This is a genomic window from Rhodococcus sp. NPDC056516, assembly GCF_042794655.1.
Taxonomy (GTDB): Bacteria; Actinomycetota; Actinomycetes; order Mycobacteriales; family Mycobacteriaceae; genus Rhodococcus_F.
The window spans coordinates 836,674-862,823 of sequence record NZ_JBHTTG010000002.1; the positions used below are offsets into that span (position 1 = coordinate 836,674).

Sequence of the window (26,150 nt, forward strand, 5' to 3'; positions counted from 1 at the left end):
TGCTGATCACGCGAGGTCGTATGCGGTCTCTGCGTGTTCGGTCTCGTCGATGCCGCGTGCCTCGTCCTCGGCCGAGATTCGCCAGCCCAGGGGCTTGAGCGCGAAGCCGATAATCGTCGTCAGAACGCCGGTGAAGACGAGTGCTGCGAGTGCGATCACGATCTGAACCACCAGTTGCTTGTAGTCGCCGCCGTAGAAGAGGCCGGTTGCGGTGCCGAAGAATCCGATACCGATCGTGCCCCACAAGCCGGAGACGAGGTGAACACCGACGACGTCGAGCGAGTCGTCGAAGCCGAAGCGGAACTTCAGGCCGACTGCGAGAGCAGACAGGATGCCGGCGACAGCGCCGAGGAAGATGGAACCGACCGGGTTGAGCGCACCGGCAGCCGGAGTGATGGCGACCAGACCGGCAACCGCACCGGATGCTGCGCCGAGGCTGGTGGCGTGACCGTCACGAATACGCTCGGTAGCGAGCCAGGCCAGGACTGCAGCACACGTCGCGGTGGTCGTGTTGACCCAAGCGAGACCGGCGTTACCGTCGGCGGCGAATGCCGAGCCGGCGTTGAAGCCGAACCAACCGAACCAGAGCAGTGCGGCGCCGAGCATCACGAACGGCAGGTTGTGCGGACGGAAGGCGGTCTTGCCGAAGCCGAGACGCTTGCCGACGATGAGGGCGAGAACCAGACCGGCCATACCGGCGTTGATGTGAACGACTGTGCCACCGGCGAAGTCGATCGGAGCGACGTTGGCGACGGTGACTCCGTCGTCGTTGACCGTGGTGCCGAAGAGCTTTGCCGCGATGCCGTCCTCGGAGCCCGAGAGGAGTCCGCCGCCCCACACCATGTGTGCGAGGGGGAAGTAGACGACGGTGACCCAGATACCCGAGAACAGGAGCCAGGTGCCGAACTTGACTCGCTCGGCCAGGGCGCCACTGATGAGGGCGGTGGTGATGATCGCGAATGTCACCTGGAACGCGATGTCGATGACGTTGGGGTAGCCCCACGCGCCGGCGATGAAGTTGCCGTCAGCATCGGTGATGCTGTTCTTGAGGCCGAAGAACTCGAACGGGTTGGCAAAAATGCCCCCGATGTTCTCGGTGCCGTAGGACATCGACCATCCCCACAGAACGTAGATGACGCCGATGACGGCCATGGCCCCGAAGGACATCATCATCATGTTCAGGACGGACTTGGACCGAGACATCCCGCCGTAGAAGAAAGCGAGGCCGGGTGTCATCAGCAAGACCAGAGATGCAGCCATCAGCATCCATGCGGCGTTACCGGAGTTCGCCAACAAATCGTCGGTACTCACTTACTACCTCCTAGTCGCACGTGCCGGGCAGCACGTCGTTAAGGAGAAGAGTGCTGGGCTGGTGTTTCGTCCATGGCGCTGTCGCGTTTCGCAGACGTGAACCAATTGCCCAACTTTGTTGCAAACAGGTTTCGCCAGGGGGTTCTACGAACCCTGTGCGCCTTTTCGGTAGTTCGAACTACCGAAAAGGCGCACGGGGGCGTCAGCCCAACAGGGCGTCTACGAACGCACCCGGCTCGAACGGCGCCAGATCGTCGGCGCCTTCACCGAGACCGACCAACTTCACCGGCACACCCAGTTCATGCTGAACCTGGAAGACGATTCCGCCCTTCGCGGTTCCGTCCAGCTTGGTCAACACGACGCCGGTGATGTCCACGACCTCCGCGAACACTCGTGCCTGCGCGAGTCCGTTCTGGCCGACCGTCGCGTCGAGAACCAACAGAACGTCGTCGACTGACGCCTTCTTCTCGATGACCCGCTTGACCTTGCCGAGTTCGTCCATCAAACCGGTCTTGGTGTGCAGGCGGCCGGCGGTGTCGATGAGGACCACGTCGACGCCGTCCGCGATGCCGCGAGAAACCGCGTCGAACGCGATCGCAGCGGGATCGCCGCCCTCCTTGCCACGGACAACTTCGGCGCCGACACGTTCGGCCCACGTCTGGAGCTGATCGGCTGCGGCGGCGCGGAACGTGTCCGCGGCACCGAGCACTACGCGACGACCGTCGGCGACGAGCACGCGAGCCAGCTTGCCGGTGGTGGTGGTCTTGCCGGTCCCGTTGACACCGACGACCAGCAGAACAGCCGGGTGATCGTCGTGCGGCAGTGCGCGAATGGAACGGTCCAGTTCGGGACGCAGTTCGGCGATCAGCACCTCGCGAAGCAGTGCGCGGGCGTCAGCCTCGGTGCGGACACTGCGGGCCGCCATCTGCTCACGAAGCTTGGTGACGACTTTCTCGGTGGTCGCGGAGCCGAGGTCCGCGATCAGAAGGGTGTCCTCGACTTCTTCCCACGAATCCTCGTCCAGATCGCCGCCACCGAGCAGACCGAGCAAGCTCTTGCCGACCGCTGACTGCGAGCGGGAGAGGCGTCCGCGCAGTCGGTCCAGCCGACCCTCGGTCGGGTCGATCTCGTCCAGCACGCGCGGTGCAGGCACGACAGGCTGGGGTACAACTACAGGTTCGGGAACGACAACAGGTTCGACACCCGGTTCTTCGACAACCGGCTTTGCGATTACCGGCTCTTCTACTACCGGCTCTTCTACTACCGGTTCCTCGACGACGGCCGGCTTCTCAGCGACAGGTTCCTCGACAGCCGGTTCCGCAGCAGCCGGCTTCTCGACAACCGGTTTTTCGACGACAGGTTCTTCAACTATCGGCTTTTCGACAACGGGCGGCTTCTCCGCGACCGGAGGTGTCGGAACCACCGGAGGCGGCGCCGTCGCCGTGGACCCCTGACTGAAGTTGAACCCGCCGCCGGCCTTGTAGCCGCCTGACTTGTCCTTCTCGGGGGCGCCGAGCTCCGGCTTCGTCTCGGGCGCCTTCAGCGACACCTGCCCCTTGCGGTAGCGCAGGAATCCGGCAACGAGAACGACGAGTAGTACGGCTGCTACAGCCGCGATGATGATCCAAGCCTGGGTAGTCACCGGCCCATTGTTTCAGGCTCCGAGCCGGAAAGTGAGCAGGGCTTACGTAGAGGCCATGTCTTGACCGCGAAGTCGCTGCGAAATCACTGTGGTGATTCCGTCGCCGCGCATGCTGACTCCGTACAACGCGTCGGCGATTTCCATGGTCGGTTTCTGGTGGGTGATGACGATCAACTGCGACTTCTCCCGCAATTGTTCGAAGAGTCCGATCAGCCGCCGCAGGTTGGTGTCGTCCAACGCCGCCTCGACCTCGTCCATGACGTAGAACGGGGAAGGGCGAGCCCGGAAGATCGCGACCAGCATGGCCACCGCGGTCAACGACTTCTCGCCGCCCGACAGCAACGACAACCGCTTGACCTTCTTGCCGGGCGGACGCGCCTCGACTTCGATGCCGGTGGTGAGCATGTCCGAGGGGTCGGTGAGGACCAGTCGCCCTTCGCCCCCGGGGAACAATTTCTCGAACACTCCCACGAACTCACGCTCGACGTCGGCGTACGCCTCGGTGAATACCTGCAGAATTCGCGCGTCCACGTCTGCGACCACAGCAAGAAGGTCCTTGCGAGCGGTCTTGACGTCTTCGAGCTGAGTGGAGAGGAAGGTGTACCGCTCTTCGAGTGCTGCAAATTCCTCGAGCGCGAGCGGATTGACCTTGCCGAGGGTGGCGAGGTCTTTCTCTGCACGCTTGGCTCGGCGTTCCTGAGTGGCTCGGTCGTACGGAAGCGGAGCGGGCGCGGTGACCTGCTCTCCACGCTCCTTCGCCTGTTCGTACTCCTCGATTTCGAGTGCCGTCGGCGGCAGTTCGACGTCGGGCCCGTACTCGGCGATCAGGTCGTCGAGGCCGATACCGTACTGATCGAGGATCGACTCCTCGAGTTGTTCGATGCGCAACGCTGCCTGAGCCTTGGCGACCTCGTCGCGATGGACGGCGTCGGTGAGCGAAGCGAGTTGTCCGGTCAGTGCTCGGACTATCTCGCGGACCTGATCCAGTTTGGCCGTGCACTCGGAGCGGGCCCGAGCCAACTCGTCGCGGTGAGCAAGAGCCGCAGCGACGACGGTCTCGAGTTCGGCCGCCACACGTTGTCCCGATTCGGCGACGGCAGCTGCAACCTCCGCCGCGTGCGCCCTGGCGCGCAGAGCCCGTTCGGCGCGAATTCGCGCTTCTCGTTCGGCGGCCGCGGCGCGGCGAAGCGAATCAGCCTTTCCGCGAACGGATTCCGCACGTTCTTCGGCGGTGCGCACCGCAAGGCGAGCATCCATTTCGACGATGCGTACTTCCGCCAGCGCTGCTGCCGCCATTTCACGGTCGGCTGCGGTCGATTCTGCGCCGTGTCCCGGTGCACTGCCGTCGGTTTCGGCAACGCGCAGTCGTTCCTCCAGATCCGCGAGCTTGGTCAGCGACTCACCGCGTCCCTCCTCGGCACGCACTCGCTGGGCGGTCAGCCGATCGGATTCCGCGTGGGCGACTCGTGCTGCCTGCCCCAATCTGCCCAGCTGCTCGTAGATGGCGGACATGGCGGCGTCCGACTCGTTGAGCGCGGCCAATGTCTGCTCCGCGGTCTCGCGTCGAGCGGCCTGTTCGGCCAGGGCGCCGGACAGCGCAGCGTCGAGTTCCTCGGATCGGCTCTCCGTTGCCGCCAGTTCCGCTGCGGACGCGTCGATCGCCGCCTGCACCTCGAGCGTGCTCGGTTGCCGATCCGAGCCGCCGATCATCCACCCCGGACCGTGCAGATCACCGGAACGCGTCACTGCACGAATTCCCTTGTGGTCAGCAACAACTCGAATCGCGTCATCGAGTGTCTCGACCAGGACGACGCCATCGAGGATGGCGGTCAATCCGGCACGCAACTCGTCAGGGCAGTCGATGACGTCGACGGCATGACGACTACCCGGCGCGATCTCGGCCTCGCGCTTGATCGCCGGCTCACCGCTCACGATCAGTGATGCACGCCCACCGTCCTGATCTGCCAGTGATGCAACCGCCGACCGAGCCGAGTCCAGCGACTGCGCCACGACGGCGTCCGCTGCCGGTCCCATCGCGGCGGCGATCGCGGCTTCGTAACCTGGTTCGACGTGGATCAATCCGGCCAGCGAGGTGATGCCGTCGTCACGCCGGTGTTCGAGCAGCCAACCGCCACCGTCCTTGCGCTGCAAGCCCATCGACAGCGCCTCGACGCGCGCACGGAGCGAAGCGATACGTTGCCCGCTCGTCTTTTCTTCCTCGCGAAGTTCCTCGACGCGCGCGTCGATCATCTCGAGAGCTTCGATGGCGCGTTCGTGATTGGTGTCGAGGCCGACTTCACCGGCATCGAGATCCCCGATGCTTTCCTGCACCGTGTCGAACTCGGCCTGTGCGGCATCCCCACGCAGGCGAGCCTCGTCGATCGCTTCGGTCAGCCGAGACACTTCCGCGTCGACGGATTCGACGCGGGTACGCAGAGTGTCGACCTGACCGGAGAGTCGAGCGAGACCTTCGCGCCGATCCGCGACGGCGCGGACTTCCGCCATGTGCGCCCGTTCCGCCTCTGCTGCAGCATCTTCCGTGGCTGCCAGCTGCTCACGAGCTGCTTCCGATGCCGCTCGCGCGATCTCGACGCCTTCGAGGAGTTCGGCTTCCTCGGCTGCAAGACGTTCGGCGCGCGCCTCCATCTCGTCCGGGTCCTGGCCTCGGTTGCCGACGGGTTCGGAGTCGAGATGACGCGCACGCTCGCGGGCGATGCGCACGGTGGCGTTGACGCGTTCGGCAAGCGCGGAAAGCTGGAACCAACTCTGCGCAGCGGCTTCCGATCCCGGAGTCAGACGAGCGAGAGCTTGCTCCTGGCGCCCGAGTTCGAGATTGGCCTCGTCCAGCGCAGCCGCCACCTGGTTGTGCTGTTCACGGGCCGCTTTCTCGTCCTGCGCCTGGTCGTTCAACTGGTTTCGACGGGTCACCAGATCGTCAGCAGCCAGACGCATCTTTGCATCACGCAGGTCGGCCTGCACCGTCTGCGCTCGCCGAGCAACCTCGGCTTGGCGTCCCAGCGGTTTGAGTTGCCGACGCAGTTCCGAGGTGAGGTCACTGAGCCGAGCGAGATTGGCCTGCATGGAATCGAGCTTGCGGACCGCTTTTTCCTTGCGGCGGCGATGTTTGAGGACTCCGGCGGCTTCTTCGATGAAGGCGCGCCGATCTTCGGGCCGGGATTCGAGGATCGCGGCGAGCCGTCCCTGCCCGACGATGACGTGCATCTCGCGGCCGATACCGGAGTCGCTGAGCAGTTCCTGGACGTCCATCAGACGGCAGGACGAGCCGTTGATCTCGTACTCCCCCGCGCCGTCGCGGAACATCCGGCGCGTGATCGACACCTCGGAGTACTCGATCGGGAGCGCGCCGTCGGCGTTGTCGATGGTCAGGGTCACCTCGGCGCGGCCCAGCGGCGCCCGACCGGAGGTCCCGGCAAAGATTACGTCTTCCATCTTGCCGCCGCGCAAGGCCTTGGCGCCCTGCTCGCCCATCACCCAGGTCAACGCATCGACGACGTTGGATTTACCCGAGCCGTTGGGGCCGACGACGCAGGTGATCCCCGGCTCGAACCGAAGAGTCGTTGCCGACGCAAAGGATTTGAATCCCTTGAGTGTCAGACTCTTGAGGTGCATGGGGGGAAACTTTACCGCCAAACCGGTCAGCGTTCGACGAACCCTGTCAGGTCGCCCCTGGCGGGGTCCCAGCTGTCGACCACAAGATCCACCGTGCCCGGGGTAGTCCCCGAGCGCAGTAACTCCAACAATCGCTCGAGTTGCGTGCGTTCGCCTTCCGCCACGACGAGCACTCGACCGTCACGCTGGTTGGACGCATATCCGATCAACCCGAGTTCGAGAGCGCGGGCCCTGGTCCACCACCGAAATCCGACGCCTTGAACGTATCCGTGAACCCACGCCGTCAACCGCACAGGCGCTGTCTCAGCCACGGCGCTCAGCCCGCCACACGTTCGAGACGGTGAACCTCACCCAGGAAACCGGTGGTGTAGAGCGAGTTGGGATCCCAGCCCGGACCGGCGCCGAACTTGACCGCGGATGTGAACGACAGACCCGAGGCGATCTCACACGAAGATCCCGAATCCGGATCGACGCGAACAACTTTGCCGCCGGCATTGAAAGCGACGTACAGCGCGCCGTCCGGTCCGACGGTCAGATCGTCCGCCATGTTTGCCGGACCGAATCCGGGGAGCGTGATCGTCCGCACTGCTCCGCCCAGATCGTGTGCGTCGAGGACATGGACGGCGGTCACCATGTCGAAGGTCGTGCTCACGTAGATCGCCGACCCGGAGCGTGCGAGACCGTCGACGGTGCCGAGATCCTCACGAACGATCGAACTGGTTCCGTCACCGTTGACGACTGTCAGGCCCGGCCGGGTCAGCGTGCGAGCGGTGAGGAAGCGGTTACCGTCCAGCGGCACAAGCCCGTTCGGCATCACCAGACCGTCGGCAATCGTTGTCACCGATCCGTCTGCGACGTCGACCTTACGAAGGCTGCCGTCGGCGATTCCGAACAGTCCCGAGACAGTCGAGTTGCCCGTGGTGAAGTACACGGATCCGTCACGCGCGACCAACCCGCCAGGTCCGGTAACGTCACCGACCAAAGTTGTCCGGGTTCCGTCCGGAGTCACTTTCAGCAGTGCACCCGGCCCGATCAGAGCCGACTGCGACAACACCATCGACCCGTTGCCGTCGAATTCGAGATTCTCGAGCATGCCGGCGCCAGTCGTCACGACGCTCGACGTCCACGACCCGCAACCACCGGCCGAGCCGTCGACCGGGACCGAGGCGTGCGCCGGAGCACTCACCGCCACAATGGAACCCAGTGCGATCGCAGCGACAATGCTGCCCGCGCGAGACATCAGGCTTCCGTGTCGAACGACAGAGTTACCTTGGTTCCGGCCTTGAGCGTGCGCCCGACGGTGCATACCTTGTCCACGGAGCGCTCGACGAGAGTGATGAGGCGCTGCTGTGCTTCGGCATCCAACTCGCTGAGATCGAGTTCGAGGACCTCGTCGAGCTGCGGGTAGACCTCGTTCTCCCGATCGGCGGCGCCGGACACGCGGACCGTCGCGTCGTAGTTGTCACCGAGGCGGCGAGAAATCGGGAAGTCGGAGCTCATACCGGTGCACGCGGCGAGCGCGATTTTGAGCAGTTCGCCGGGCGTGAAGACTCCTGGAACCGATTCGGAGCCGATGAGAACCTCTGCGCCGCGCGAACTCTTGCCGGTGTAGAGGCGGGTTCCGGTGCGTTCGACCCAAAGCTCCGTGTGAGCGGGGGCGGTTGCAGCGTTGTCGGGAGTCTGTTCAACCATGACGCAATCTTGCCACTCCGCCGAACCCCATGGGCGGGAGACCTAGGCGATTCGCCTTGCCCTCGGGGTCGGCTGACACCTCGGGCAACTGAACGACGATCGATTCATGAACTTCTCACGCTTGATCGGCGCGCCGCATCGCGGGCACGGAAGATTTTCCTGCCCGTAGGCCGACAGTGACCGGTCGAAGTAACCGGACTCGCCGTTGACGTTCACGTACAGAGCATCGAAGGACGTACCGCCCTGATCGAGCGCTTCACCCATCACCGCGTGCGCTGCTGTCAACAGCTCTCGAAGTTTGGGCCTGGTGAGGGATTCGGCGATTCGGTTGCCGTGAATCTTTGCGCGCCACAACGATTCGTCGGCGTAGATGTTTCCGATCCCGGAGACCACGGTCTGATCGAGAATCGCGCGCTTGATCTCGGTGTGTTTGCCCCGCAGGACTTTCACGACGGATTCGAGATCGAATGCAACATCCATGGGATCGCGCGCGATGTGCGCCACCGACTCGGGCAGCATCGTTCCGTCGACCTCGACGAGAGGTGAAATCGACCAGCCACCGAAAGTTCGCTGATCGACGAATCGAAGATCCGCTCCGGAATCGAGGGCCAACCGGATGCGTAGATGCTTTTCCCAGTCGACTGTCGGGGGCTGGACCAACATCTGTCCGCTCATCCCGAGATGAACCACCAGCCCGACACCGGCAGGCTCGAGAACCAGCCACAGATACTTGCCTCGACGCTCTGCCGAAGCGATGGTCTGCCCGGTGAGTTGGCCGATCAAGTCCTCGGAACCGAGAACGTGGCGCCTGATCGCGCGGGGATGGAGGACCTCGACGGCCTCGATCGCCGCACCTACAGCATGAGACTGCAGGCCGCGGCGAACGACTTCGACTTCGGGAAGCTCAGGCAAGAGTGAACTCAGCCGGCAAGATCAGGCGCGTCGTCGGCAGCAACTGCGGTAGCAGCGGCATTCTCCGACATCGTCTTCCATGCCGAACTTGCTGCCTTCTGCTCGGCTTCCTTCTTGGAACGACCGACACCGACACCCAAGGGTTTGCCACTGATGAGAACGGTGGCCGTGAATTCCTTGTCGTGATCGGGTCCGGTAGCGGTGATCTCGTAAACGGGAACTCCGGCACCGTGTTCTGCGGTCAGTTCCTGCAGACTCGTCTTCCAATCCAGACCCGCGCCCAGAAGCGGTGCGCGAGTGAGTAGATCGTCGAACAGATCGAGGACAACGCGTCGCGCAGTCTCGATGCCGTGCTGCAGGTGAATGGCGCCGAGAATCGACTCCATGCCGTCGGCGAGAATGGACGGCTTGTCACGGCCGCCCGTCATTTCCTCGCCCTTACCCAACAGCAGGTGTGCACCGAGTCCACCTTCACCCAGAGTCCTGGCGACCTCGGCGAGTGCATGCATGTTCACCACGCTGGCACGGATCTTCGCCAGATCACCTTCGGATTTGTCCGGGTGGGACAGGTAGAGATTTTCGGTCACCGTGACGCCGAGAACGGAATCCCCGAGGAACTCGAGGCGCTCGTTCGTGGGCAGTCCGCCGTTCTCGTACGCGTACGAGCGGTGCGTGAGAGCCAGGGTCAGAAGACCGGGCTCTATATCTACGCCGACAGCGGCGAGGAGCTTGTCGTGATTGCCCTCGCCGCCGGCGGCTGAAACTGTATTTTCGCTCGTCATAGTCTTTCTCCGGGGAGAACTAGACAGCAGCGGTTACCTGGCGGCCCTTGTAAGTACCGCATGACGGGCATGCGATGTGGGGAAGGGTCTGCTCGCCACAGCCACGGTTGGGGCAGGTAACGAGGGTGGGCACAGTGGTCTTCCACTGGCTACGACGCGACCGCGTGTTGGATCGCGACATTTTGCGCTTGGGGACAGCCACTTCTACTTCTCCTCGGCTTCGGTGATCACAAGATTTTCGCTGGTGTTTGATTCCACGCCAAATTTGGCCGCGAGACCAGCCCAGCGAGGATCAAGTATGTCATGCCCATGCCCAGATTCCGCAATCGCCAGGCGAATGCCACATTCTGAGCACAATCCCAGGCAATCGTCACTGCACAGAGGCTGGAGCGGAAGCGCCAGCCCGACTGCATCGACGATGACCGGTTCGAGGTCGATTTCGTCGTCTTCGACCGCGTAGACCTCTCCCTCTTCCGTCGTCTCCTCGGTGGTGCTGTCCGGGTAAGCGAACAACTCCGTGAGATAGATGTCCACGGTGTCGGTGAACGGTTCGAGGCACCGCGAGCACTCACCCTTGGTGGGTGCGTGCACGTTTCCGGTGACAAGAACGCCTTCGGACACTGCTTCGAGACGAAGATCGAGATCTATGTCCGCGCCCGCTTCGATCGCGATCAGATCGAGACCGATACGGTTCGGGGACTGAATTGTTCTCTCGACGGTACGCATCGACCCTGGACGACGACCGAGCTTGACCGTGTCCAGCAAAAATCCCGCATCACTTGACTGATGCGACGAACTACGACGATGCGTTGACAAAGAGAACTCACCTAACTGTTGAAACTGGTATGGGCAACCACTCCACAATACGGCAGCTACAAGGCAAATCCCAATTCCGTCCACGAAAAAGTGGGCCGCCCCATATCGGACGACCCACCCTCGACTGTCTGATCGGCTCTAGCGGCGCCGCTCCGAACGACGATCGTCGTCCTGGTAATCGGGAACTCCTGAACCCGTTCGAAGCTGCTGACGACCACGCCCGACCGATCGAACGGTTCCCGTGAGGAACTCCTCGAACTCGGCCAACTTGGTGTCGACGTACAGGTCGCACTCCGAACGCATCCGATCGGACTCGGCGTGAGCGGCATCGATCACCCGCGCAGATTCCGCGTGGGCTGACTGGACAACCTCGGTCTGGGAGACCAGACGAGCCTGCTCTGCCGTTCCCTCGGCCACCGAATGGTCGTACGAAGCCTGGCCCGACTCGATCATCCGATCGGCCTCGGTACGAGCCCGTCCGGTCACTGCGTCGTACTCACGACGGCCGTCAGTGACAGTGCGTTCCGCTTCTGCCTCTGCGTCCTCGACCAACTGATCGGCATGTGCACGTGCTTCGGCAACCATGCGATCGGCCTGAGCCTTGGCGTCGGACAGAATGCGGTCGGCGTCGTCGCGTGCGTTCTCCACAGTCGACGTCGCCTCGGCGTTGGCGCTGCTGACGGTCTTCTCCGCGTTAGCTCGCGCGTCACCGACCAATTTGTCCCGATGATCGAGGACGTCCTGAGCGTCGTCCAACTCGCTCGGAATTGCGTCCCGGACGTCGTCGAGAAGCTCGAGTACGTCGCCGCGAGGCACAACACACCCGGCGGTCATGGGAACACCGCGCGCCTCTTCGACAATTGCGACCAGTTCGTCCAGTGCCTCGAATACGCGGTACACAAGCAACCCCAATCTCTACCGGCCGAATTCGGCCCACATCGTCACCGATCCACTCGGACCTGTGCCCGTTCCTGTCCAAGTTTGCCGGAAGAACGGCCAACGGGGTGTCGTCGTGGTCGGTGTGTCGGGGATCAGCTGTTTTCTGCTGCTCGTTCGGCGATACGCGCGAGTAGCCGAGAATGCACCTTGGCCGGGAGCATGTCGGAGACGTCGCCGCCGAAAGTCGCGACTTCCTTCACCAGAGAACTCGACAGGTAGCTGTAGGTCGGGTTCGTGGCGACGAACAGTGTGTCGACGCCCGTGAGCTTCTGATTCATCTGGGCCATCTGCAGCTCGTAATCGAAGTCGTTCGCGCCGCGCAGACCCTTGACGATCGCGCTGAGGCCTTCTTGTTTCGCGTAGTCGACCAACAATCCGTGCCACGACGTGACGCGAACATTGGGCAGGTGACTCGTCGCATCTTCGAGCATCTCGATCCGCTCGTCGATCGTGAACATGCCACGCTTGCTCTTGTTGATCAGCACGGTGACCACGACCTCGTCGAATTGCGCAGCAACTCTTCCGATTACGTCGAGGTGACCGTTGGTCACAGGGTCGAAGGATCCGGGGCAGACGGCGCCAGTCATGAGTCCAGACCGTAGCAGGTGGCCAGCTCGATGCGGGCTTCACCGTAGTTCTTGGCCTTGATCGGCTCGTAGCCCTGAGGCCACACGGTCTCCGGCGAGCGCGACGATCGTTCGAGTACCACGATCGTGCCCTCCCCCACCCATTTGTTGGCCTGCAGATCAGCGAGCATGGACACGACGGCCTCGTCGGTTACCGCATACGGTGGGTCCGCGATCACTATGTCGTATTCACGCGCGCTCGGACCCGAGACCACGGCCGCAACCGGAGCGGCGCGAACCGTCGCCCCAGGCAACGCGACTGTGCCGATGTTCGCCTTGATGACGGCAGCAGCCTTGGCATCCGATTCCACGAGAACAACGTGCTCGGCTCCCCGCGAGAGCGCCTCGAGGCCGAGAGCACCCGAACCCGCAAAGAGGTCGAGAACCGCGCACCCTTCGAGATCGATGCGCGCTTCGAGAGCACTGAACAGCGCCTCACGAACCCGATCCGACGTCGGACGGGTGCCGCTCGGCGGGACTCGCAGGCGTCGACCGCCCGCGAGTCCCGAGATGATGCGTGTCACTCTGCGGCGCTCTCCCCCGTCGAGACGACTACCAGCAGGTCTCCGCCCTCGACCTGTTGGACGGCGCTGATCGCGATCCGAGAGACGACGCCGGCGCGCGGCGAGGTGATCGCCGCTTCCATCTTCATCGCTTCGATCGTGGCCACGGTGTCGCCGGCCTCGATCTTCTGGCCTTCCTTGACCGCGAGCGTCACGACGCCCGCGAACGGTGCCGCCACGTGGCCCGGGTTGTTCTTGTCGGCCTTCTCCGCCACCGGCACGTCACTGGCAATGGAGCGATCGCGGATCGAGACCGGACGCAGCTGGCCGTTCAGGATGCACATGACAGTGCGGTAGCCGCGCTCGTCGGGCTCGGAAATCGCTTCGAGACCGATGATCAGTTCCACGCCGGGAGCCAATTCGACGCGGTGCTCGTCGCCGCGCCGCAGACCGTAGAAGAACTGGTTCGCCGACAACCGCGACGTGTCGCCGTACTTCTCGCGGTGCTCGAGGAATTCCTTTGTCGGGCCGGGGAAGAGCAGACGGTTCAGCGTCGCCTGACGGTCCTTCGACGAGCCCTCCAGCAGTACCTCGTCCTCGGCGGAGAGCGTCGCTTCGGGCTTGGCCTGGCCACGGCCTTCGAGTGCCTTGCTGCGGAACGGTTCCGGCCAGCCACCGGGAGGCGTACCGAGTTCGCCGCGCAGGAAGCCGACCACGGAGTCGGGAATGTCGAACTTCGCCGGATCTGCGGCGAACTCCTCCGAAGGCACACCGGCACCGACAAGATGGAGCGCGAGGTCGCCGACAACCTTCGACGACGGCGTCACCTTGACCAGATGTCCGAGCATGCGGTCTGCGTCGGCGTACTTGGCTTCGACCTCTTCGAACCGGTCGCCGAGGCCGAGAGCAACGGCCTGAGTACGGAGGTTGGAAAGCTGACCACCCGGAATCTCGTGCGTGTACACGCGTCCCGTCGGGGCCGGTAGCCCGGATTCGAAGGGCGCGTACACCTTTCGCAGCGCCTCCCAGTACGGCTCGAGGTCGCACACGTTCTGCAAGTTCAGTCCGGTGTCGAACTCGGAGTGCGCAGCAGCGGCGACGATAGCCGAGAGCGCAGGCTGGCTGGTGGTTCCGGCCAATGCCGCCGAAGCACCGTCGACTGCGTCGGCGCCCGCCTGCCACGCGGCGAAGTACGTGGCCAACTGTCCACCGGGGGTGTCGTGCGTGTGGACGTGAACCGGCAGATCGAAGTTGCTGCGTAGCGCTGTCACGAGCTTGGTGGCCGCCGGAGCGCGCAACAGGCCGGCCATGTCCTTGATCGCGAGCACGTGAGCGCCGGCATCGACGATCTCTTCTGCCAACTTCAGGTAGTAGTCGAGCGTGTACAGCGTTTCGTTCGGATCCGACAGATCGCCGGTGTAGCTCAGCGCCACCTCGGCGAGAGCCGTTCCCGTCTCACGCACCGCGTCGATGGCAGGGCGCATCTGGTCGACGTTGTTGAGCGCGTCGAAGATTCGGAAGATGTCGATGCCGGTGTCGGTGGCTTCCTGGACGAATGCGCGCGTGACCTTCTCCGGATAGGGCGTGTAGCCCACCGTGTTTCGTCCGCGAAGGAGCATCTGGAGGCAGATGTTCGGGATCGCTTCACGGAGCGCGGCAAGCCGATACCACGGATCCTCGTGCAGGAAGCGAAGTCCCACATCGTACGTCGCGCCGCCCCAGGCTTCGATCGAGAGCAGTTCCGGCGTCAACCGAGCAACGTGCCCGGCAACTCCGAGCAGTCCGCTGGTTCGAACTCGCGTGGCCAACAAGGACTGATGCGCGTCGCGGAAAGTGGTGTCGGTGACGCCGACGGCCTTCTGCTCACGCAGTGCCTTCGCGAAACCTTCGGGACCGAGTTCGAGCAGACGCTGGCGGCTGCCGGCGGGCGGCGGCGTCGAAAGATCGATCTTGGGCAGTTTGTCCTGCGGGTACACCGAAGAGGGACGCTCGCCGTGCGGCTTGTTGACCGTCACATCGGCGAGGTAGGTCAGGATCTTGGTGCCGCGGTCGGCGGAGGAACGCAGGGTCAGCAGCTGCGGACGTTCCTCGATGAAGGAGGTCGTCACTCGTCCGGCCCGGAAGTCCGGGTCGTCGAGAACCGCCTGCAGGAACGGAATGTTGGTCGAGACGCCACGAATACGGAACTCGGTGACCGCGCGGCGAGCCCTCGCGACAGCGGCTTCGAGGTCGCGACCGCGGCAGGTGAGCTTGACCAGCATCGAGTCGAAGTACGCTCCGACCTCGGCACCGAGCGTCGCGCCGCCGTCAAGGCGGATACCGGCACCGCCCGGGGTGCGGTACGCGGTGATCCGGCCCGTGTCCGGGCGGAATCCGTTGGCCGGATCCTCGGTCGTGATGCGGCACTGCAGCGCCGCTCCGCGCAGCTTGATCGTGTCCTGTGACAGACCCAGATCTGCAAGCGTCGAACCGGACGCGATCTTGAGCTGCGACTGGACCAAGTCCACGTCCGTCACTTCTTCGGTGACGGTGTGCTCCACCTGAATTCGCGGGTTCATCTCGATGAAGACGTGGTTGCCGCGCTTGTCGAGGAGGAACTCGACAGTGCCGGCGCACGTGTACCCGATCTCCTTCGCGAAAGCGACGGCGTCGGCACAGATCTTGGCGCGCAACTCTTCCGAGAGGTTGGGGGCCGGAGCAAGCTCGATCACCTTCTGGTGGCGACGCTGCAACGAGCAGTCACGCTCGAAGAGGTGGATGACGTTGCCCTGCTCGTCGGCGAGGATCTGCACTTCGATGTGCCGGGGGTCGATGACGGCCTGCTCGAGGAACACCGTCGAATCGCCGAAGGCCGACTCCGCTTCGCGCGCTGCGGCTTCGATCGATTCCTTGAGCTGTGAGCGTTCCGCAACGCGGCGCATTCCGCGTCCGCCGCCGCCGGCGACAGCCTTGACGAAGAGCGGGAAGGTCATGTCCTCGGCTGCTGCGAGCAGCTCGTCGATGTCCGCTGACGGCTCCGAAGACGCGAGCACAGGGAGACCGGCGGCTTTGGCCGCGGCAATGGCGCGTGCCTTGTTACCGGTCAACTCGAGAATCTCCGCAGAGGGACCCACGAACTTGATGCCTGCCTCGGCGCACGCCGCCGACAGATCCGGGTTCTCGGAGAGGAAACCGTAACCGGGGTAGATGGCGTCGGCTCCGGCGCTCTTGGCGGCGGCGACGATCTCCTCGACCGAGAGATACGCGCGAACGGGGTGACCCTTCTCCCCGATCTGGTAGCTCTCGTCTGCCTTGAGACGGTGGATCGAGTTCCGATCCTCGTACGGGAACACCGCGACGGTTCCGGCACCTAGTTCGTAGGCGGCGCGGAAGGCACGGATCGCAATTTCGCCGCGGTTCGCGACGAGCACTTTGGAGAACATTCGAGAAAACTACCCCGATTTCATCTTGCGTCTACATGCGGAGTCTCATATTTCGGACTGAATCGAGAAACCAACCCGGCGGTCCTCGTGCTATTCGATTTCAGCTTGTCGTCATACCCGTCACGACTTCTCGAGGTACTCGATCCGGTCGGAGTCCAGCGCGGCAGTCACCATGGAAGCCAAGGCAGGATGACCGTCGAGCGATGGATCGTCGTCGACGATTCCCTGGGCGAACTCCCGGGCGGATTCGAGGATGTCTCCGTGTGCCATGAGAGAAAGCAGCCGCAGATTCGAGGTCGTGCCCGACTGCGCAGCTCCGAGGATGTCGCCTTCGCGCCTGGTCGCGAGGTCGAGCTGAGCCAGTTCGAACCCGTCGTTGGTCGCGGCCACCGCGGAGAGTCGCTCGTATGCCGGCCCGCCGGGATTGCTTCCGGTGACGAGAATGCAGAGTCCCTGATGCTTTCCACGGCCGACACGACCACGCAACTGATGGAGCTGACTGACACCGAACCGTTCGGCGTCGACGATCACCATCACCGTCGCGTTCGGGACGTCCACACCGACTTCGACGACGGTCGTGCAGACAAGGACGTCGATGTCACCGACGTTGAACGCGCTCATGACGACGTCTTTTTCGTCGGAAGGTAGTCGACCGTGCAGCAATCCGACTCGCAGATCGGCCAGCGGGCCGCTCGACAGCTCCTCGAAGACGTCGACCGCCGACTTGGTCTCCGGCTGCTTCTCCTCGGTGAACTGGTCTTCGCCTGCGCCCTGCTCACCGTCGCCGATCCGCGAGCACACGACATACGCCTGACGGCCGTCGGCAACGTCCTCCCGAATTCGTTCCCATGCGCGATCCACCCACTGCGGCTTCTGCTTCGCAGGCACGACGTTGCTCTTGATCGGAGTACGCCCACGCGGTAGCTCCCGCAGGGTCGATACCTCGAGATCGCCGAGCACCGTCATGGCGATGGTTCGCGGAATCGGCGTTGCCGTCATCACCAGCAGATGCGGACTCAGGCCTTCACGTGCCCGCGATCGCAACTGATCACGTTGCTCGACGCCGAAGCGGTGCTGCTCGTCGACCACGACCATCCCGAGGTTGAAGAACTCGACGTTGTCCTGGATGAGCGCATGGGTACCGATGACAATCCCGGCGTCGCCGGTCACGGCTTCGAGCAGCGCTGCGCGTTTCGCAGCGACTGGCAGCGAGCCGGTAAGAAGGGCGATACGGGTGGAATGTTCGGCAGAACCGAGTTCACCACCTGCAGCCAGTGAGCCCATCATCTTGCGCAGTGATCGCGCGTGCTGATTTGCCAGGACCTCGGTGGGTGCGAGCAACGCGCACTGATGACCCGCATCGACGACCTGCAGCATCGCGCGCAGAGCCACGATCGTCTTGCCTGACCCGACCTCGCCCTGAAGAAGGCGGCTCATCGGGTGTGGGCGGGCAAGGTCGGTGGAGATCTCCTCCGCGACTGCCTGCTGTCCCTCCGTCAGAGTGAACGGGAGCATCTCCTCGAACTGGTCCGCGATCCCGCCGGCGACCGGAGCGCAGGCCGGAGCCACACGCTCGGAATTGTCGTGACGACGCATCGCGAGGACCAACTGCAGAGACAGCGCCTCGTCGAAACGCAGACGATCCTGTGCTCGTTCGATGTCTTCCTTGGTATCTGGCAGGTGCACGGTGCGCAGCGCCTCGTCCAAACCGATGAATCCGTGCTCGGCCCGAGTCTCGGCGGGCAACGGCTCCTCGATCGGATCGAGTTGGTCGAGCACTTGCCGCACGCACCGCATGATGGTCCAGCTCTCGACCTCGCGGGTCGCCGGGTACAGCGGGATCAATGCCCGGTCGAAGACGGAGAGATCGAGTTCTGCGCCGGGGTCCTGATTTGCGCGAGCCAGACCGGCAAGGTCGCCGGCCCCCTTGATGGATGCCAGAGGAACCACTGAATCCTCTTCGCCGACACGAGGTTCCGGGAGGATCAGGTAGCTCGGATGAGTGAGAGACCACTTCCCGCGGAAGTACTTGACCGTCCCGGAGAACATCGCCCGCACGCCGGGCTTGATGACGTGACGCACCTTCTGCGGATTGAAGAACGTGACGTCGACGGTCTGCGAATCGGTCGCGAGCGAGACCCTCAGCATCTGTCCTGGACGGTTCTTCATCTTCACGACGGCTGCCGACGCCACCCGCGCGATGATGGTGATGTGCTCACCCTCGGGCGGCTCTTTCTCGGCAAGTTCCTTGCCTGCCGACGCGTACCGGTGTGGGTAGTGACGCAGCAAGTCCTCGACGGTCCGGATCTCGAATGCCTCGTCGAGCGCCTCCGCGGTCTTCTTTCCCAGCAGCCGATCGAGTGGGTCGCCGAGCGTCGCCATCAGTTCCTCCAGCACAGTGTCGCGATAAGCACAGGTGTTCGTATATCAGCAGTCACCGACAGACTCGGTCCGATCACTCCACGCCCAACTGGAACAGGTCACCGGGCTGATCACCCTGATACACGAGTACGTCCACACCCGGGTGGTGCGCGATCACGTGGGCCTCGAGCTGCGCTGCCAGGTCGTCCGGTGCGTCGGCCCCCATGAGAAGGGTCACGAGTTCACCGCCGGATCCGAGCGCAAGATCGACCAATCGCGCACTCGACTCGGCGACATCGGGACCGATGAGCACCACCTCGTGACCCATCAACCCGATGGCGTCCCCCGGATCACACGTCCCGACGTAGGTCAGCGAGCGCTCGACGGCAATACGCAAAGATCCCCAGCGCGTCGCCGCTGCAGCCTCGGACATCGTGAAGCCGTCGTCGGCGACGTTGCGCTGGGCGTCGTGAACGGCGAGGGCGGCCAAGCCCTGCACCATCGACGACGTCGACAGCAGCAGGACCTGGTGAAGCGGATCGCGTGCAGCGGCACTGACTGCGACCAGTTCCTGAGCGGTCAAAGCTCCGTTCGGCAGCACCAGGACTTCGCTTCGCTCCATCTGACGAATGCGCCCGAGCAGCTGCGCGCGTGTGACCGGCGCATCGTCGCAACGAAGAACGGTCGCGCCCTCACTCTCGAACAACGCCGACGCGCTTTCACCGGCGACGACGGCCAGAACGCCGCGTGCGCCGGCGCCCGGGAATCGCCTCTCCGCCCGTGCCACCAGCTGGTCGCGTTCGTCGACGAGAAAACTGCTGATGCGAATGCCGTGGACCTTTCCGGCCTCGAGGCCTGCTTCCACCGCCGCGCCGGCATCGCAGCAATGTACGTGCACGGACCAGCCGCCGAAGCCGTCGCTGACGATGACCGTCGAATCCCCGAGGACGGAGAGTCGCGTGCGCAGCGCCGCCATCCGATCGTCGTCGGAGTCGTCGACGAGGTACATGACCTCGAAATCCTGCTCCGAGTGATCACCACATTCGATCGGGCTCTTGTGAGCCCAATCGTGATCGAATGCACTGACATCGACCACGGAGGTCGAGCGCAGGTCCGGTGTTCCCAGATCCTCGCGGACCTGAGACTTCCCGGTGACCACCTCGACAAAGGCGTCGAGGATCAGAACGAGACCGAATCCCCCGGCATCGACCACCCCGGCGGACGCCAGAACGTCCAGTTGCTCCGGCGTCTTGTTCAGTGCGACAGCAGCGGCGTCGGCAGCGGCGGCAACTACGGAAGCAAGGTCCTCGCCGCTCGGCGTCCTGGTGTCGACACACTCTTGCGCTGCTTCTCCCGATGCACGCAGAACTGTGACGATGGTGCCTTCCACCAGATCGGAGACAGCCCGTGACGCCAGCGTCGTCGCCGTAGTCAGTGAGTTCGCGAAGCTGCGGCCGTCGATGTGCTCGCCTTGAACGCTCTCGGCGATACCCCGGATCACCTGGGAGAGGATCACTCCGGAATTGCCCCGGGCGCCGGAGACGGCGCCCCGAGCCAGAGCGTTGGCGACGCGGCCCGCACTGCGGACGTCGTCCTCGATCGTCTCGGCGGAATCGAGCGCGGCCCGCATCGTGAACAACAGATTGGTGCCGGTATCCGAATCAGGGATGGGAAAGACGTTCAGGCTGTTGATCTCTCCGCGACGTTTCTGGAGGCTGTCGACGGCCCGGCGGGCCCAGCGCCGCAGCAAATGTCCGTCCGCGACGGATTCTGCTTCCTCGGCGACGCCTTGTACTTCCCCCACTGACGGTTCCCCTCGACGATGGAAAGACTGACGATGAAAAAAGAGATCGGTGATCGGTGCAGTCGAGGGTAGTCCGACGCTTCTGCGCAGCCGTCATTACCGGGCGGTTTGGCCATTCGGGCCGGAAGCGGTTACTCTTACACGGTTGCCTCGAACGGGCTACACGAAATAATGCTGCACTTTGTTTGTTGCTGATTGACTGTTTTCACGTTCGGCTGCACAGTGAGCGGTCAAGGATCGGTTCGAAGTCGAGTATATTCGGATTGTAATTCTGGCTGCCCTACCGTGTAGGGTAACCACTTCAATATTCATTTCTAACAAGGAGTTCGCGACTATGGCTGCCGTCTGCGACGTATGCGCCAAGGGGCCCGGCTTCGGTAAGTCGGTCTCGCACTCGCACCGGCGTACCAATCGTCGCTGGAACCCGAACATTCAGTCTGTTCGTACCGAGGTTGCCCCGGGTAACACCCGTAAGGTCAACGTGTGCACCTCCTGCCTGAAGGCAGGCAAGGTCGCTCGGGGCTGATTGCCCGAGCACAAACTATTGCAGGCTCTGCCCCCGTCACTTCGGTGACGGGGGCAGAGCTGTATCTATGTGACTGTATCTATATGTCCCCGTGTTTCGTATGGCTGTCAGACACCCGTAATGTGCGTTGAGTGACTTCTATCGATGACCTGAGCAAGGTGACCCTCGACGAGGGCGTACTCCGCATCACCATTTCCACCGCCGCCAACGGCACCTCCCTCGACGACGAAGGACTGGTTCAGGGCGCGCAGGCGCTCGAGACAGTCGGAAACGACATCGGGAGCATCCTGCTGGTCGGCGAAGGCGCAAACTTCTGTGCCGGAGGCAACGTCCGCGCGTTCGCCGCAGCCCCCGACCGCGGCGAGTACGTGGCCGAAGTTGCCCGCGTCTTCCACGTGTTCGTTCGCGCGCTCGACGCCGCTACCGCTCCAGTGGTGGCCGGAGTCCACGGATGGGCCGCCGGTGCCGGAATGAGCCTGGTCTGCCTCGCCGACGTCGCAATCGGCGGCACCGGCACCAAGCTTCGTCCCGCCTACCCCTCCATCGGTTTCACCCCGGATGGCGGAATGTCATGGACGCTTCCCCGCATCGTCGGCGTGGCCCGCGCTCGCGAAATTCTTCTCAACGATTCGGTGATCGGGGGCGACGAAGCCGTCCGGCTGGGGATCCTCACCCGACTCGTCGGCGACGACGAGGTTCAGGAAGAGGCAGCGCGCCTCGCCCGCGCCTTGGCCAACGGACCGAGCACGTCGTACTCGGGAATCAAGGCGCTGCTGCGTTCGTCGCGGACGAACTCGCTTGCCGAGCAACTCGACGCCGAAGCCGCGTCCATCGCCCTCGCGGCGAACAGCCCCGTCGGCCGCGAGGGTGTGGACGCGTTCGTCGACAAGCGTCGCCCCGATTTCACGTCCGCAAAGCAGGCGTAATCGAATTGCCGTGCCGAACGTCGCGTCACGACATTCGGCACGGCAGTTCGTTCAGACGCAGTTCGTTCAGCCAAGATTCCAGTCGACCGGATCAGCTCCGAGTCCGGTCAAGAGCTCGTTCGCACGACTGAACGGACGCGAACCGAAGAAACCGCGCGAAGCCGAAAGTGGTGACGGATGCGCGGATTCGATGATCGGTGTGTCGCCGAGCATCGGCGCGAGAGTAGCCGCGTCGCGACCCCACAAGATCGCGACCATCGGTGACGATCGCGCGACCAGAGCGCGAATGGCCTGCTCGGTCACCGGCTCCCAGCCCTTCTTACGATGCGAAGCGGCTTGACCCGGCTGCACGGTCAGAACGCGATTGAGAAGCAGCACACCTTGTTTCGACCACGGAGTCAGATCGCCGTTCGACGGTATCGGCAATCCGAGATCCTGGTGATATTCCTTGTAGATGTTGCCGAGGCTTCGCGGAACCGGCCGCACGTCCGGGGCGACCGAAAAGCTCAACCCGACAGCATGACCGGGCGTCGGGTAGGGGTCTTGACCGACGATGAGCACTCGAACGTCGTCGAACGGATTCGTGAACGCACGCAAGACGTTCTCCCCCGCCGGCAGATACTCTCGCCCCGCAGCGATCTCTTCACGCAAGAACGTGCCCATCGCGGAGATCTGCCCCGACACCGGTTCGAGTGCCCGCGCCCACCCTGGATCGACGATCTCTGCAAGCGGCGCCATCAGTCGAGCCTGCGCAACGCGTCGCGGTAGTACGCCGCATTGGCTGCGTACATCTTGACGTTGCCGTCGAGGTGACCGAGCGGAACCTCGTATCCCGCACGGACCTTGGCGGGCACACCGAGCGCCATGCTGCGCGGCGGAACTTGCATCTTGTTCGCCACCACCGCACCAGCGGCGACGATCGACCCCGTACCGATCACCGTTCCGTTGAGGACCACGGACCCCGATGCGATCAAGCAGTTATCTTCGATGGTCGAACCTTCGATGTGTGCGTTGTGGCCCACGACGCAGCCCGAACCGATGACGGTCGCATCGATTGCAGTGCAATGGATGACGGTTCCGTCCTGGATATTCGATCCGAGACCTACCGAAATGGTTCCGTAGTCACCACGCAACACCGCTTGCGGCCAGATCGAGGTGCCCGCCGCGAGAGTCACGGCGCCGATCACCACCGCGTCCGGGTGGACGTATGCGTCCGGATGTATGTCCGGAACTCTGTCTCCAAGTGCATATACAGCCATGAAAGCAACCTATACCGCAGTGGTGCCGGTGGTCGAAAAGCTGTGCCAACCCCCACCGCTCTCGCGAAGAGAACCGTCGACGGAGACACCGGAACCTGCGACGACCTCACCGATCACGGTCCATCCCGACGGAATCTCGACCTCCGGTCCGAAAGTTGCTGCAAATCCGTGATCTTCACCACCGGACAAGATCCAGTGCAGCGGATCGACATCGAGCGCCTCGGCCGCCGACAAGACGTCTGCTGAGGTGGGAACCGCGGCCGAGAAGATGTCGCACCGTACGTGTGATGCCTCTGCGAGATGTCGAAGGTCCGCGATCAATCCGTCGGAGACGTCCGTCATCGAGTGTGCTGATTCTGCGGCGTCCCATGCCGATTGATACGGCGGATTCGGAACACGATGAGAGGCAAGTAAATCTGGAAAACTGCCGGTTTCATCGAGCAGCTCGGTTTCGTCGAGCAGTAGTGCCAATCCCGCTGCCGAGCAACCGAACAGCCCGGCGACAGCGATCTTGTCACCGAGCTTTGCACCCGAACGGAGAACTGCCGGACGGCCACCGAGATCGCCGAGCACAGTCACCGACACGACGATCACCGGCGACTGGACCAGGTCACCGCCGACCACACCGGCCCCCAGATCTGTTGCCGCGTCCCAGATCCCGGCCGAGATTCCGTCGACGAGGTCGACGGGAGTCGAGGGTGGGCACCCCAGCGACACCGTGAATGCCGTCGGCCTGGCTCCCATCGAAACCACATCAGCGGCGTTCTGGGCCACCGCCTTGCGGCCGATGTCCCGTGGCGAAGACCAGTCCACTCGGAAATGCCGGCCTTCGACCAACATGTCGGACGAGACAACCACGCGGCCGTCACCGGACGTCACGATCGCGGCATCGTCACCCGGCCCCAATTCGGTGGTGACCGGTTGGATTCGGCCGACCAGAGATCGCGCGATCACGTCGAACTCCCCCACCTGCTCGACAGTGGGCTGTGATTCGAACTCCGATGATGCAGTGAACTCCGATGATGCGGTGAACTCCGATGATGCGATGAGTGTCTCCAATGCCGACGCAATTCGCTCGTAAGCGGCCTGCGGTACCTTCTAGCTGTGGTCGTGAACGCTTCTGCAAGCTCACGCGTGTGTCGGCAATCCTACCGATTCACCGACGTGTCCTCAGAAGTGACGAGACCGCTGATCGACTGGACCAGGACCCGAGCGAAGAACTGAGCATGGCAGACAACACTTCCACCGCAGACAACGCCGACATCGACCCCGACGGCGAGGACGATCCGACCGAACGCCGCAGCCCGGCGCTGATCGCCACTGCCATCGCACTGCCGGTGGCCCTGATCGTCGGAGTGGTGATCGCAGCCGTCGTCGCGGGCAATAATCCTGAACTCTCGCCGGTAGCGCTGGGACCCGTACCGGCGCCGGCAGCCGAGTCGGAGGCCTGCGTTTCTCTCCTCGGCGCGCTTCCCGACAAGATCGACGACTTCACGAAAGCCGAGTTGGTGGAACCTGCCCCGGCCGGAGCAGCCGCGTGGCAGCGCAGCGAAGGTGAGCCGATCGTCTTGCGCTGCGGGCTCGATCGTCCGACCGAGTTCGACCAGGCGGCCGCGCTCCAGGTCGTGAACGGCGTCCAGTGGTTCCAGGTCTCGGGAACCGACATCGGTCTGGCGGCCAGCACCTGGTTTGCCGTCGACCGTGGTGAGTACATCGGCATCACGGTTCCCGACGGGACCGGCCCGACGCCGATTCAGGAGATTTCCGACACCATCACGGCGACTCTGGAGCAGAAGCCTCTCGACCCGGCGCCGGTCGCGGTTCCCTGATCAGCGAAGCCCGGTGCCCCGAGCGACAGCGGTGTCGATCAGCGTCGAAATCAAAGTGCGGTAATCGATTCCGGTAGCGTTCCACATCTTCGGGTACATCGAGATGGAGGTGAACCCCGGCATCGTGTTGATCTCGTTGATCACCGGGCCGTTCGCGGTCACGAAGAAATCGACCCGCGAGAGTCCCTGGCAATCGAGTGCCTTGAACGCGCGGACGGCCAGCTCTCGAATCTGGTCGCTCACCGACTCGTCGAGTAACGCGGGGATGTCGAATTCGCAGACGTCGTCGAGGTACTTGGTGTCGAAGTCGTAGAACGCGTCCGAATCGGCGTCGGAATCCGGCATCCGGATCTCGGCGACCACGCTCGCTTTGACGTCACCGTTCGGGAATTCGAGGACGCCGCATTCCACCTCACGGCCGATGATCGCGCCTTCGACGATCACCTTGGGATCGTGCAGGCGTGCATGAGCGATTGCCCCGTCCAGCCCCTCCCAATCGCTCACCCGCGTGATCCCGATGGACGAACCACCTCGAGCGGGCTTCACGAACACCGGAAGGCCCAACTCCGCCTTCTGCTCTTCGGTCAGCGTTGCGGTTCCCGGTCGAAGCACGACCTGCACTCCGACAGGAAGTCCTTCAGCGGCAAGAAGCTTCTTCGTGAACTCCTTGTCCATGCCGGCGGCGCTGGCCAGGACTCCGGGTCCGACGTACGGAACCCCGGCAAGTTCGAGTAGACCTTGAATGGTGCCGTCTTCGCCGTAAGCGCCGTGCAGAACCGGGAACACGACGTCGACCGACGCGAGCACAGCCCCGGCGTCAGAGCCGTCGAAGGAGATGACCTCGCCCTCGCGGGTGGGGTCCGCGCTGAGGACCACCGAGGTTCCGTCCTTGTCGACCGACGGCAGCGCTCGCCCACTGATCGCCAGGGAACTGGGGTCGCTCGAACCGAGCACCCAGGAACCGTCGACGGTGATGCCGATCGGTACGACGTCGTACCGATCGGGGTCGAGGTTGCTCAGGACGCTTCCGGCGGAAACACAGGACACTGAATGCTCATTGCTCCGGCCACCGAAGATCACGGCCACGCGGGTACGGCTGCTGTTCACGCGTCAAACCGTACCGCCGAATCGACTTCGGCACGCGATCGGGCCGGACCGGAAATCATCGAC

At 63.6% G+C, this 26,150-nt stretch carries 23 protein-coding genes; 3 read left to right on the top strand and 20 right to left on the bottom strand.

Annotation, left to right across the window (positions count from 1 at the left end; all coding sequences use genetic code 11):
* Positions 1–6: 6 nt before the first annotated feature.
* From ACFQ6Y_RS09145 to ACFQ6Y_RS09220, 16 genes are all read right to left on the bottom strand, one after another.
* On the bottom strand, positions 7–1,266 hold the full coding sequence (locus tag ACFQ6Y_RS09145) for an ammonium transporter (protein ID WP_042450902.1): 1,260 nt from the start codon (positions 1,264–1,266) through the stop codon (positions 7–9).
* A gap of 247 nt (positions 1,267–1,513) precedes the next feature.
* Positions 1,514–2,953 carry a signal recognition particle-docking protein FtsY gene (gene ftsY, locus ACFQ6Y_RS09150; RefSeq protein ID WP_378631268.1) on the bottom strand — a complete coding sequence of 480 codons (1,440 nt, stop codon included), beginning with the start codon at positions 2,951–2,953 and terminating at the stop codon, positions 1,514–1,516.
* Between the two features lie 42 nt (positions 2,954–2,995).
* Positions 2,996–6,583: a chromosome segregation protein SMC gene (gene smc, locus ACFQ6Y_RS09155; RefSeq protein WP_378631270.1), complete on the bottom strand. Its 3,588-nt coding sequence runs from the start codon at positions 6,581–6,583 to the stop codon at positions 2,996–2,998.
* Between the two features lie 26 nt (positions 6,584–6,609).
* Positions 6,610–6,894 (bottom strand): acylphosphatase, encoded by a 285-nt coding sequence (locus ACFQ6Y_RS09160; protein ID WP_230812898.1) that lies wholly within the window; start codon positions 6,892–6,894, stop codon positions 6,610–6,612.
* Between the two features lie 5 nt (positions 6,895–6,899).
* Positions 6,900–7,823, bottom strand: a complete 924-nt coding sequence (locus ACFQ6Y_RS09165) for an SMP-30/gluconolactonase/LRE family protein (protein WP_378631273.1) — start codon at positions 7,821–7,823, stop codon at positions 6,900–6,902.
* Entirely contained in the window at positions 7,823–8,275 is a 453-nt protein-coding gene (locus ACFQ6Y_RS09170; protein WP_378631276.1) for an OsmC family protein, read from the bottom strand. The genes ACFQ6Y_RS09165 and ACFQ6Y_RS09170 overlap by 1 nt, the downstream gene beginning before the upstream one ends.
* 42 nt (positions 8,276–8,317) lie before the next feature.
* Positions 8,318–9,187, bottom strand: a complete 870-nt coding sequence (mutM, locus tag ACFQ6Y_RS09175) for a bifunctional DNA-formamidopyrimidine glycosylase/DNA-(apurinic or apyrimidinic site) lyase (RefSeq protein WP_378631279.1) — start codon at positions 9,185–9,187, stop codon at positions 8,318–8,320.
* 8 nt (positions 9,188–9,195) lie between these two features.
* On the bottom strand, positions 9,196–9,969 hold the full coding sequence (gene rnc, locus ACFQ6Y_RS09180) for a ribonuclease III (RefSeq protein ID WP_378449558.1): 774 nt from the start codon (positions 9,967–9,969) through the stop codon (positions 9,196–9,198).
* A 19-nt stretch (positions 9,970–9,988) separates the two neighbouring features.
* The gene (gene rpmF / locus ACFQ6Y_RS09185; protein WP_007729318.1) at positions 9,989–10,171 is read right to left on the bottom strand and encodes a 50S ribosomal protein L32; all 183 of its coding nucleotides are present in this window, start codon (positions 10,169–10,171) and stop codon (positions 9,989–9,991) included.
* Positions 10,172–10,173: 2 nt separating this feature from the next.
* Positions 10,174–10,734: a DUF177 domain-containing protein gene (locus ACFQ6Y_RS09190; RefSeq protein ID WP_007729319.1), complete on the bottom strand. Its 561-nt coding sequence runs from the start codon at positions 10,732–10,734 to the stop codon at positions 10,174–10,176.
* Positions 10,735–10,923: 189 nt separating this feature from the next.
* Complete coding sequence (locus ACFQ6Y_RS09195; protein ID WP_230813222.1) at positions 10,924–11,685, bottom strand: DivIVA domain-containing protein; 762 nt, start codon at positions 11,683–11,685, stop codon at positions 10,924–10,926.
* A 131-nt stretch (positions 11,686–11,816) separates the two neighbouring features.
* Positions 11,817–12,311, bottom strand: coding sequence for a pantetheine-phosphate adenylyltransferase (gene coaD, locus ACFQ6Y_RS09200; protein ID WP_003942776.1), 495 nt, complete (start codon positions 12,309–12,311; stop codon positions 11,817–11,819).
* Complete coding sequence (gene rsmD, locus ACFQ6Y_RS09205) at positions 12,308–12,874, bottom strand: 16S rRNA (guanine(966)-N(2))-methyltransferase RsmD (protein WP_003942746.1); 567 nt, start codon at positions 12,872–12,874, stop codon at positions 12,308–12,310. The genes coaD and rsmD overlap by 4 nt, the downstream gene beginning before the upstream one ends.
* On the bottom strand, positions 12,871–16,275 hold the full coding sequence (locus tag ACFQ6Y_RS09210; protein ID WP_378449561.1) for a pyruvate carboxylase: 3,405 nt from the start codon (positions 16,273–16,275) through the stop codon (positions 12,871–12,873). The genes rsmD and ACFQ6Y_RS09210 overlap by 4 nt, the downstream gene beginning before the upstream one ends.
* A gap of 120 nt (positions 16,276–16,395) precedes the next feature.
* A complete protein-coding gene (gene recG, locus ACFQ6Y_RS09215; protein ID WP_378631283.1) occupies positions 16,396–18,657 on the bottom strand; it encodes an ATP-dependent DNA helicase RecG in 2,262 nt (753 codons plus the stop codon).
* Positions 18,658–18,730: 73 nt separating this feature from the next.
* Entirely contained in the window at positions 18,731–20,440 is a 1,710-nt protein-coding gene (locus ACFQ6Y_RS09220; protein WP_378631286.1) for a DAK2 domain-containing protein, read from the bottom strand.
* A 334-nt stretch (positions 20,441–20,774) separates the two neighbouring features.
* Between ACFQ6Y_RS09220 and rpmB the strand changes: the two genes are divergently transcribed.
* Entirely contained in the window at positions 20,775–20,966 is a 192-nt protein-coding gene (gene rpmB, locus ACFQ6Y_RS09225; RefSeq protein ID WP_003942669.1) for a 50S ribosomal protein L28, read from the top strand.
* Between the two features lie 131 nt (positions 20,967–21,097).
* Positions 21,098–21,892, top strand: a complete 795-nt coding sequence (locus tag ACFQ6Y_RS09230) for an enoyl-CoA hydratase-related protein (protein WP_378449563.1) — start codon at positions 21,098–21,100, stop codon at positions 21,890–21,892.
* A 66-nt stretch (positions 21,893–21,958) separates the two neighbouring features.
* On the opposite strand, the gene ACFQ6Y_RS09235 is transcribed toward ACFQ6Y_RS09230, so the two are convergent.
* The 3 genes from ACFQ6Y_RS09235 to ACFQ6Y_RS09245 are packed head-to-tail and all read right to left on the bottom strand — an operon-like array spanning position 21,959 to position 24,210.
* Positions 21,959–22,630 carry a uracil-DNA glycosylase gene (locus ACFQ6Y_RS09235; RefSeq protein WP_378631289.1) on the bottom strand — a complete coding sequence of 224 codons (672 nt, stop codon included), beginning with the start codon at positions 22,628–22,630 and terminating at the stop codon, positions 21,959–21,961.
* Complete coding sequence (locus ACFQ6Y_RS09240; protein WP_378449565.1) at positions 22,630–23,151, bottom strand: gamma carbonic anhydrase family protein; 522 nt, start codon at positions 23,149–23,151, stop codon at positions 22,630–22,632. The genes ACFQ6Y_RS09235 and ACFQ6Y_RS09240 overlap by 1 nt, the downstream gene beginning before the upstream one ends.
* Before the next feature lie 9 nt (positions 23,152–23,160).
* Positions 23,161–24,210, bottom strand: a complete 1,050-nt coding sequence (locus tag ACFQ6Y_RS09245; RefSeq protein WP_378631291.1) for a thiamine-phosphate kinase — start codon at positions 24,208–24,210, stop codon at positions 23,161–23,163.
* 77 nt (positions 24,211–24,287) lie between these two features.
* Between ACFQ6Y_RS09245 and ACFQ6Y_RS09250 the strand changes: the two genes are divergently transcribed.
* Positions 24,288–24,980: a DUF3515 domain-containing protein gene (locus ACFQ6Y_RS09250; RefSeq protein WP_378631294.1), complete on the top strand. Its 693-nt coding sequence runs from the start codon at positions 24,288–24,290 to the stop codon at positions 24,978–24,980.
* Here the strand turns inward: ACFQ6Y_RS09250 and ACFQ6Y_RS09255 are convergent, their stop codons facing one another.
* Positions 24,981–26,087 carry a D-alanine--D-alanine ligase family protein gene (locus tag ACFQ6Y_RS09255; protein ID WP_378631297.1) on the bottom strand — a complete coding sequence of 369 codons (1,107 nt, stop codon included), beginning with the start codon at positions 26,085–26,087 and terminating at the stop codon, positions 24,981–24,983. It lies immediately after the preceding gene.
* Between the last annotated feature and the right edge of the window lie 63 nt (positions 26,088–26,150).

Bases quoted from the DNA above. Each gene is read 5' to 3' on its own strand.
- ACFQ6Y_RS09165 (WP_378631273.1), bottom strand. From the start codon at position 7,823: ATGTCTCGCGCGGGCAGCATTGTCGCTGCGATCGCACTGGGTTCCATT.
- rpmB (WP_003942669.1), top strand. From the start codon at position 20,775: ATGGCTGCCGTCTGCGACGTATGCGCCAAGGGGCCCGGCTTCGGTAAG.
- ACFQ6Y_RS09235 (WP_378631289.1), bottom strand. From the start codon at position 22,630: ATGGCGCCGCTTGCAGAGATCGTCGATCCAGGGTGGGCGCGGGCACTC.
- rnc (WP_378449558.1), bottom strand. From the start codon at position 9,969: ATGACGAGCGAAAATACAGTTTCAGCCGCCGGCGGCGAGGGCAATCAC.
- ACFQ6Y_RS09145 (WP_042450902.1), bottom strand. From the start codon at position 1,266: ATGCTGATGGCTGCATCTCTGGTCTTGCTGATGACACCCGGCCTCGCT.
- ACFQ6Y_RS09170 (WP_378631276.1), bottom strand. From the start codon at position 8,275: ATGGTTGAACAGACTCCCGACAACGCTGCAACCGCCCCCGCTCACACG.
- ACFQ6Y_RS09240 (WP_378449565.1), bottom strand. From the start codon at position 23,151: ATGGCTGTATATGCACTTGGAGACAGAGTTCCGGACATACATCCGGAC.
- recG (WP_378631283.1), bottom strand. From the start codon at position 18,657: ATGGCGACGCTCGGCGACCCACTCGATCGGCTGCTGGGAAAGAAGACC.
- smc (WP_378631270.1), bottom strand. From the start codon at position 6,583: ATGCACCTCAAGAGTCTGACACTCAAGGGATTCAAATCCTTTGCGTCG.
- ACFQ6Y_RS09210 (WP_378449561.1), bottom strand. From the start codon at position 16,275: ATGTTCTCCAAAGTGCTCGTCGCGAACCGCGGCGAAATTGCGATCCGT.
- coaD (WP_003942776.1), bottom strand. From the start codon at position 12,311: ATGACTGGCGCCGTCTGCCCCGGATCCTTCGACCCTGTGACCAACGGT.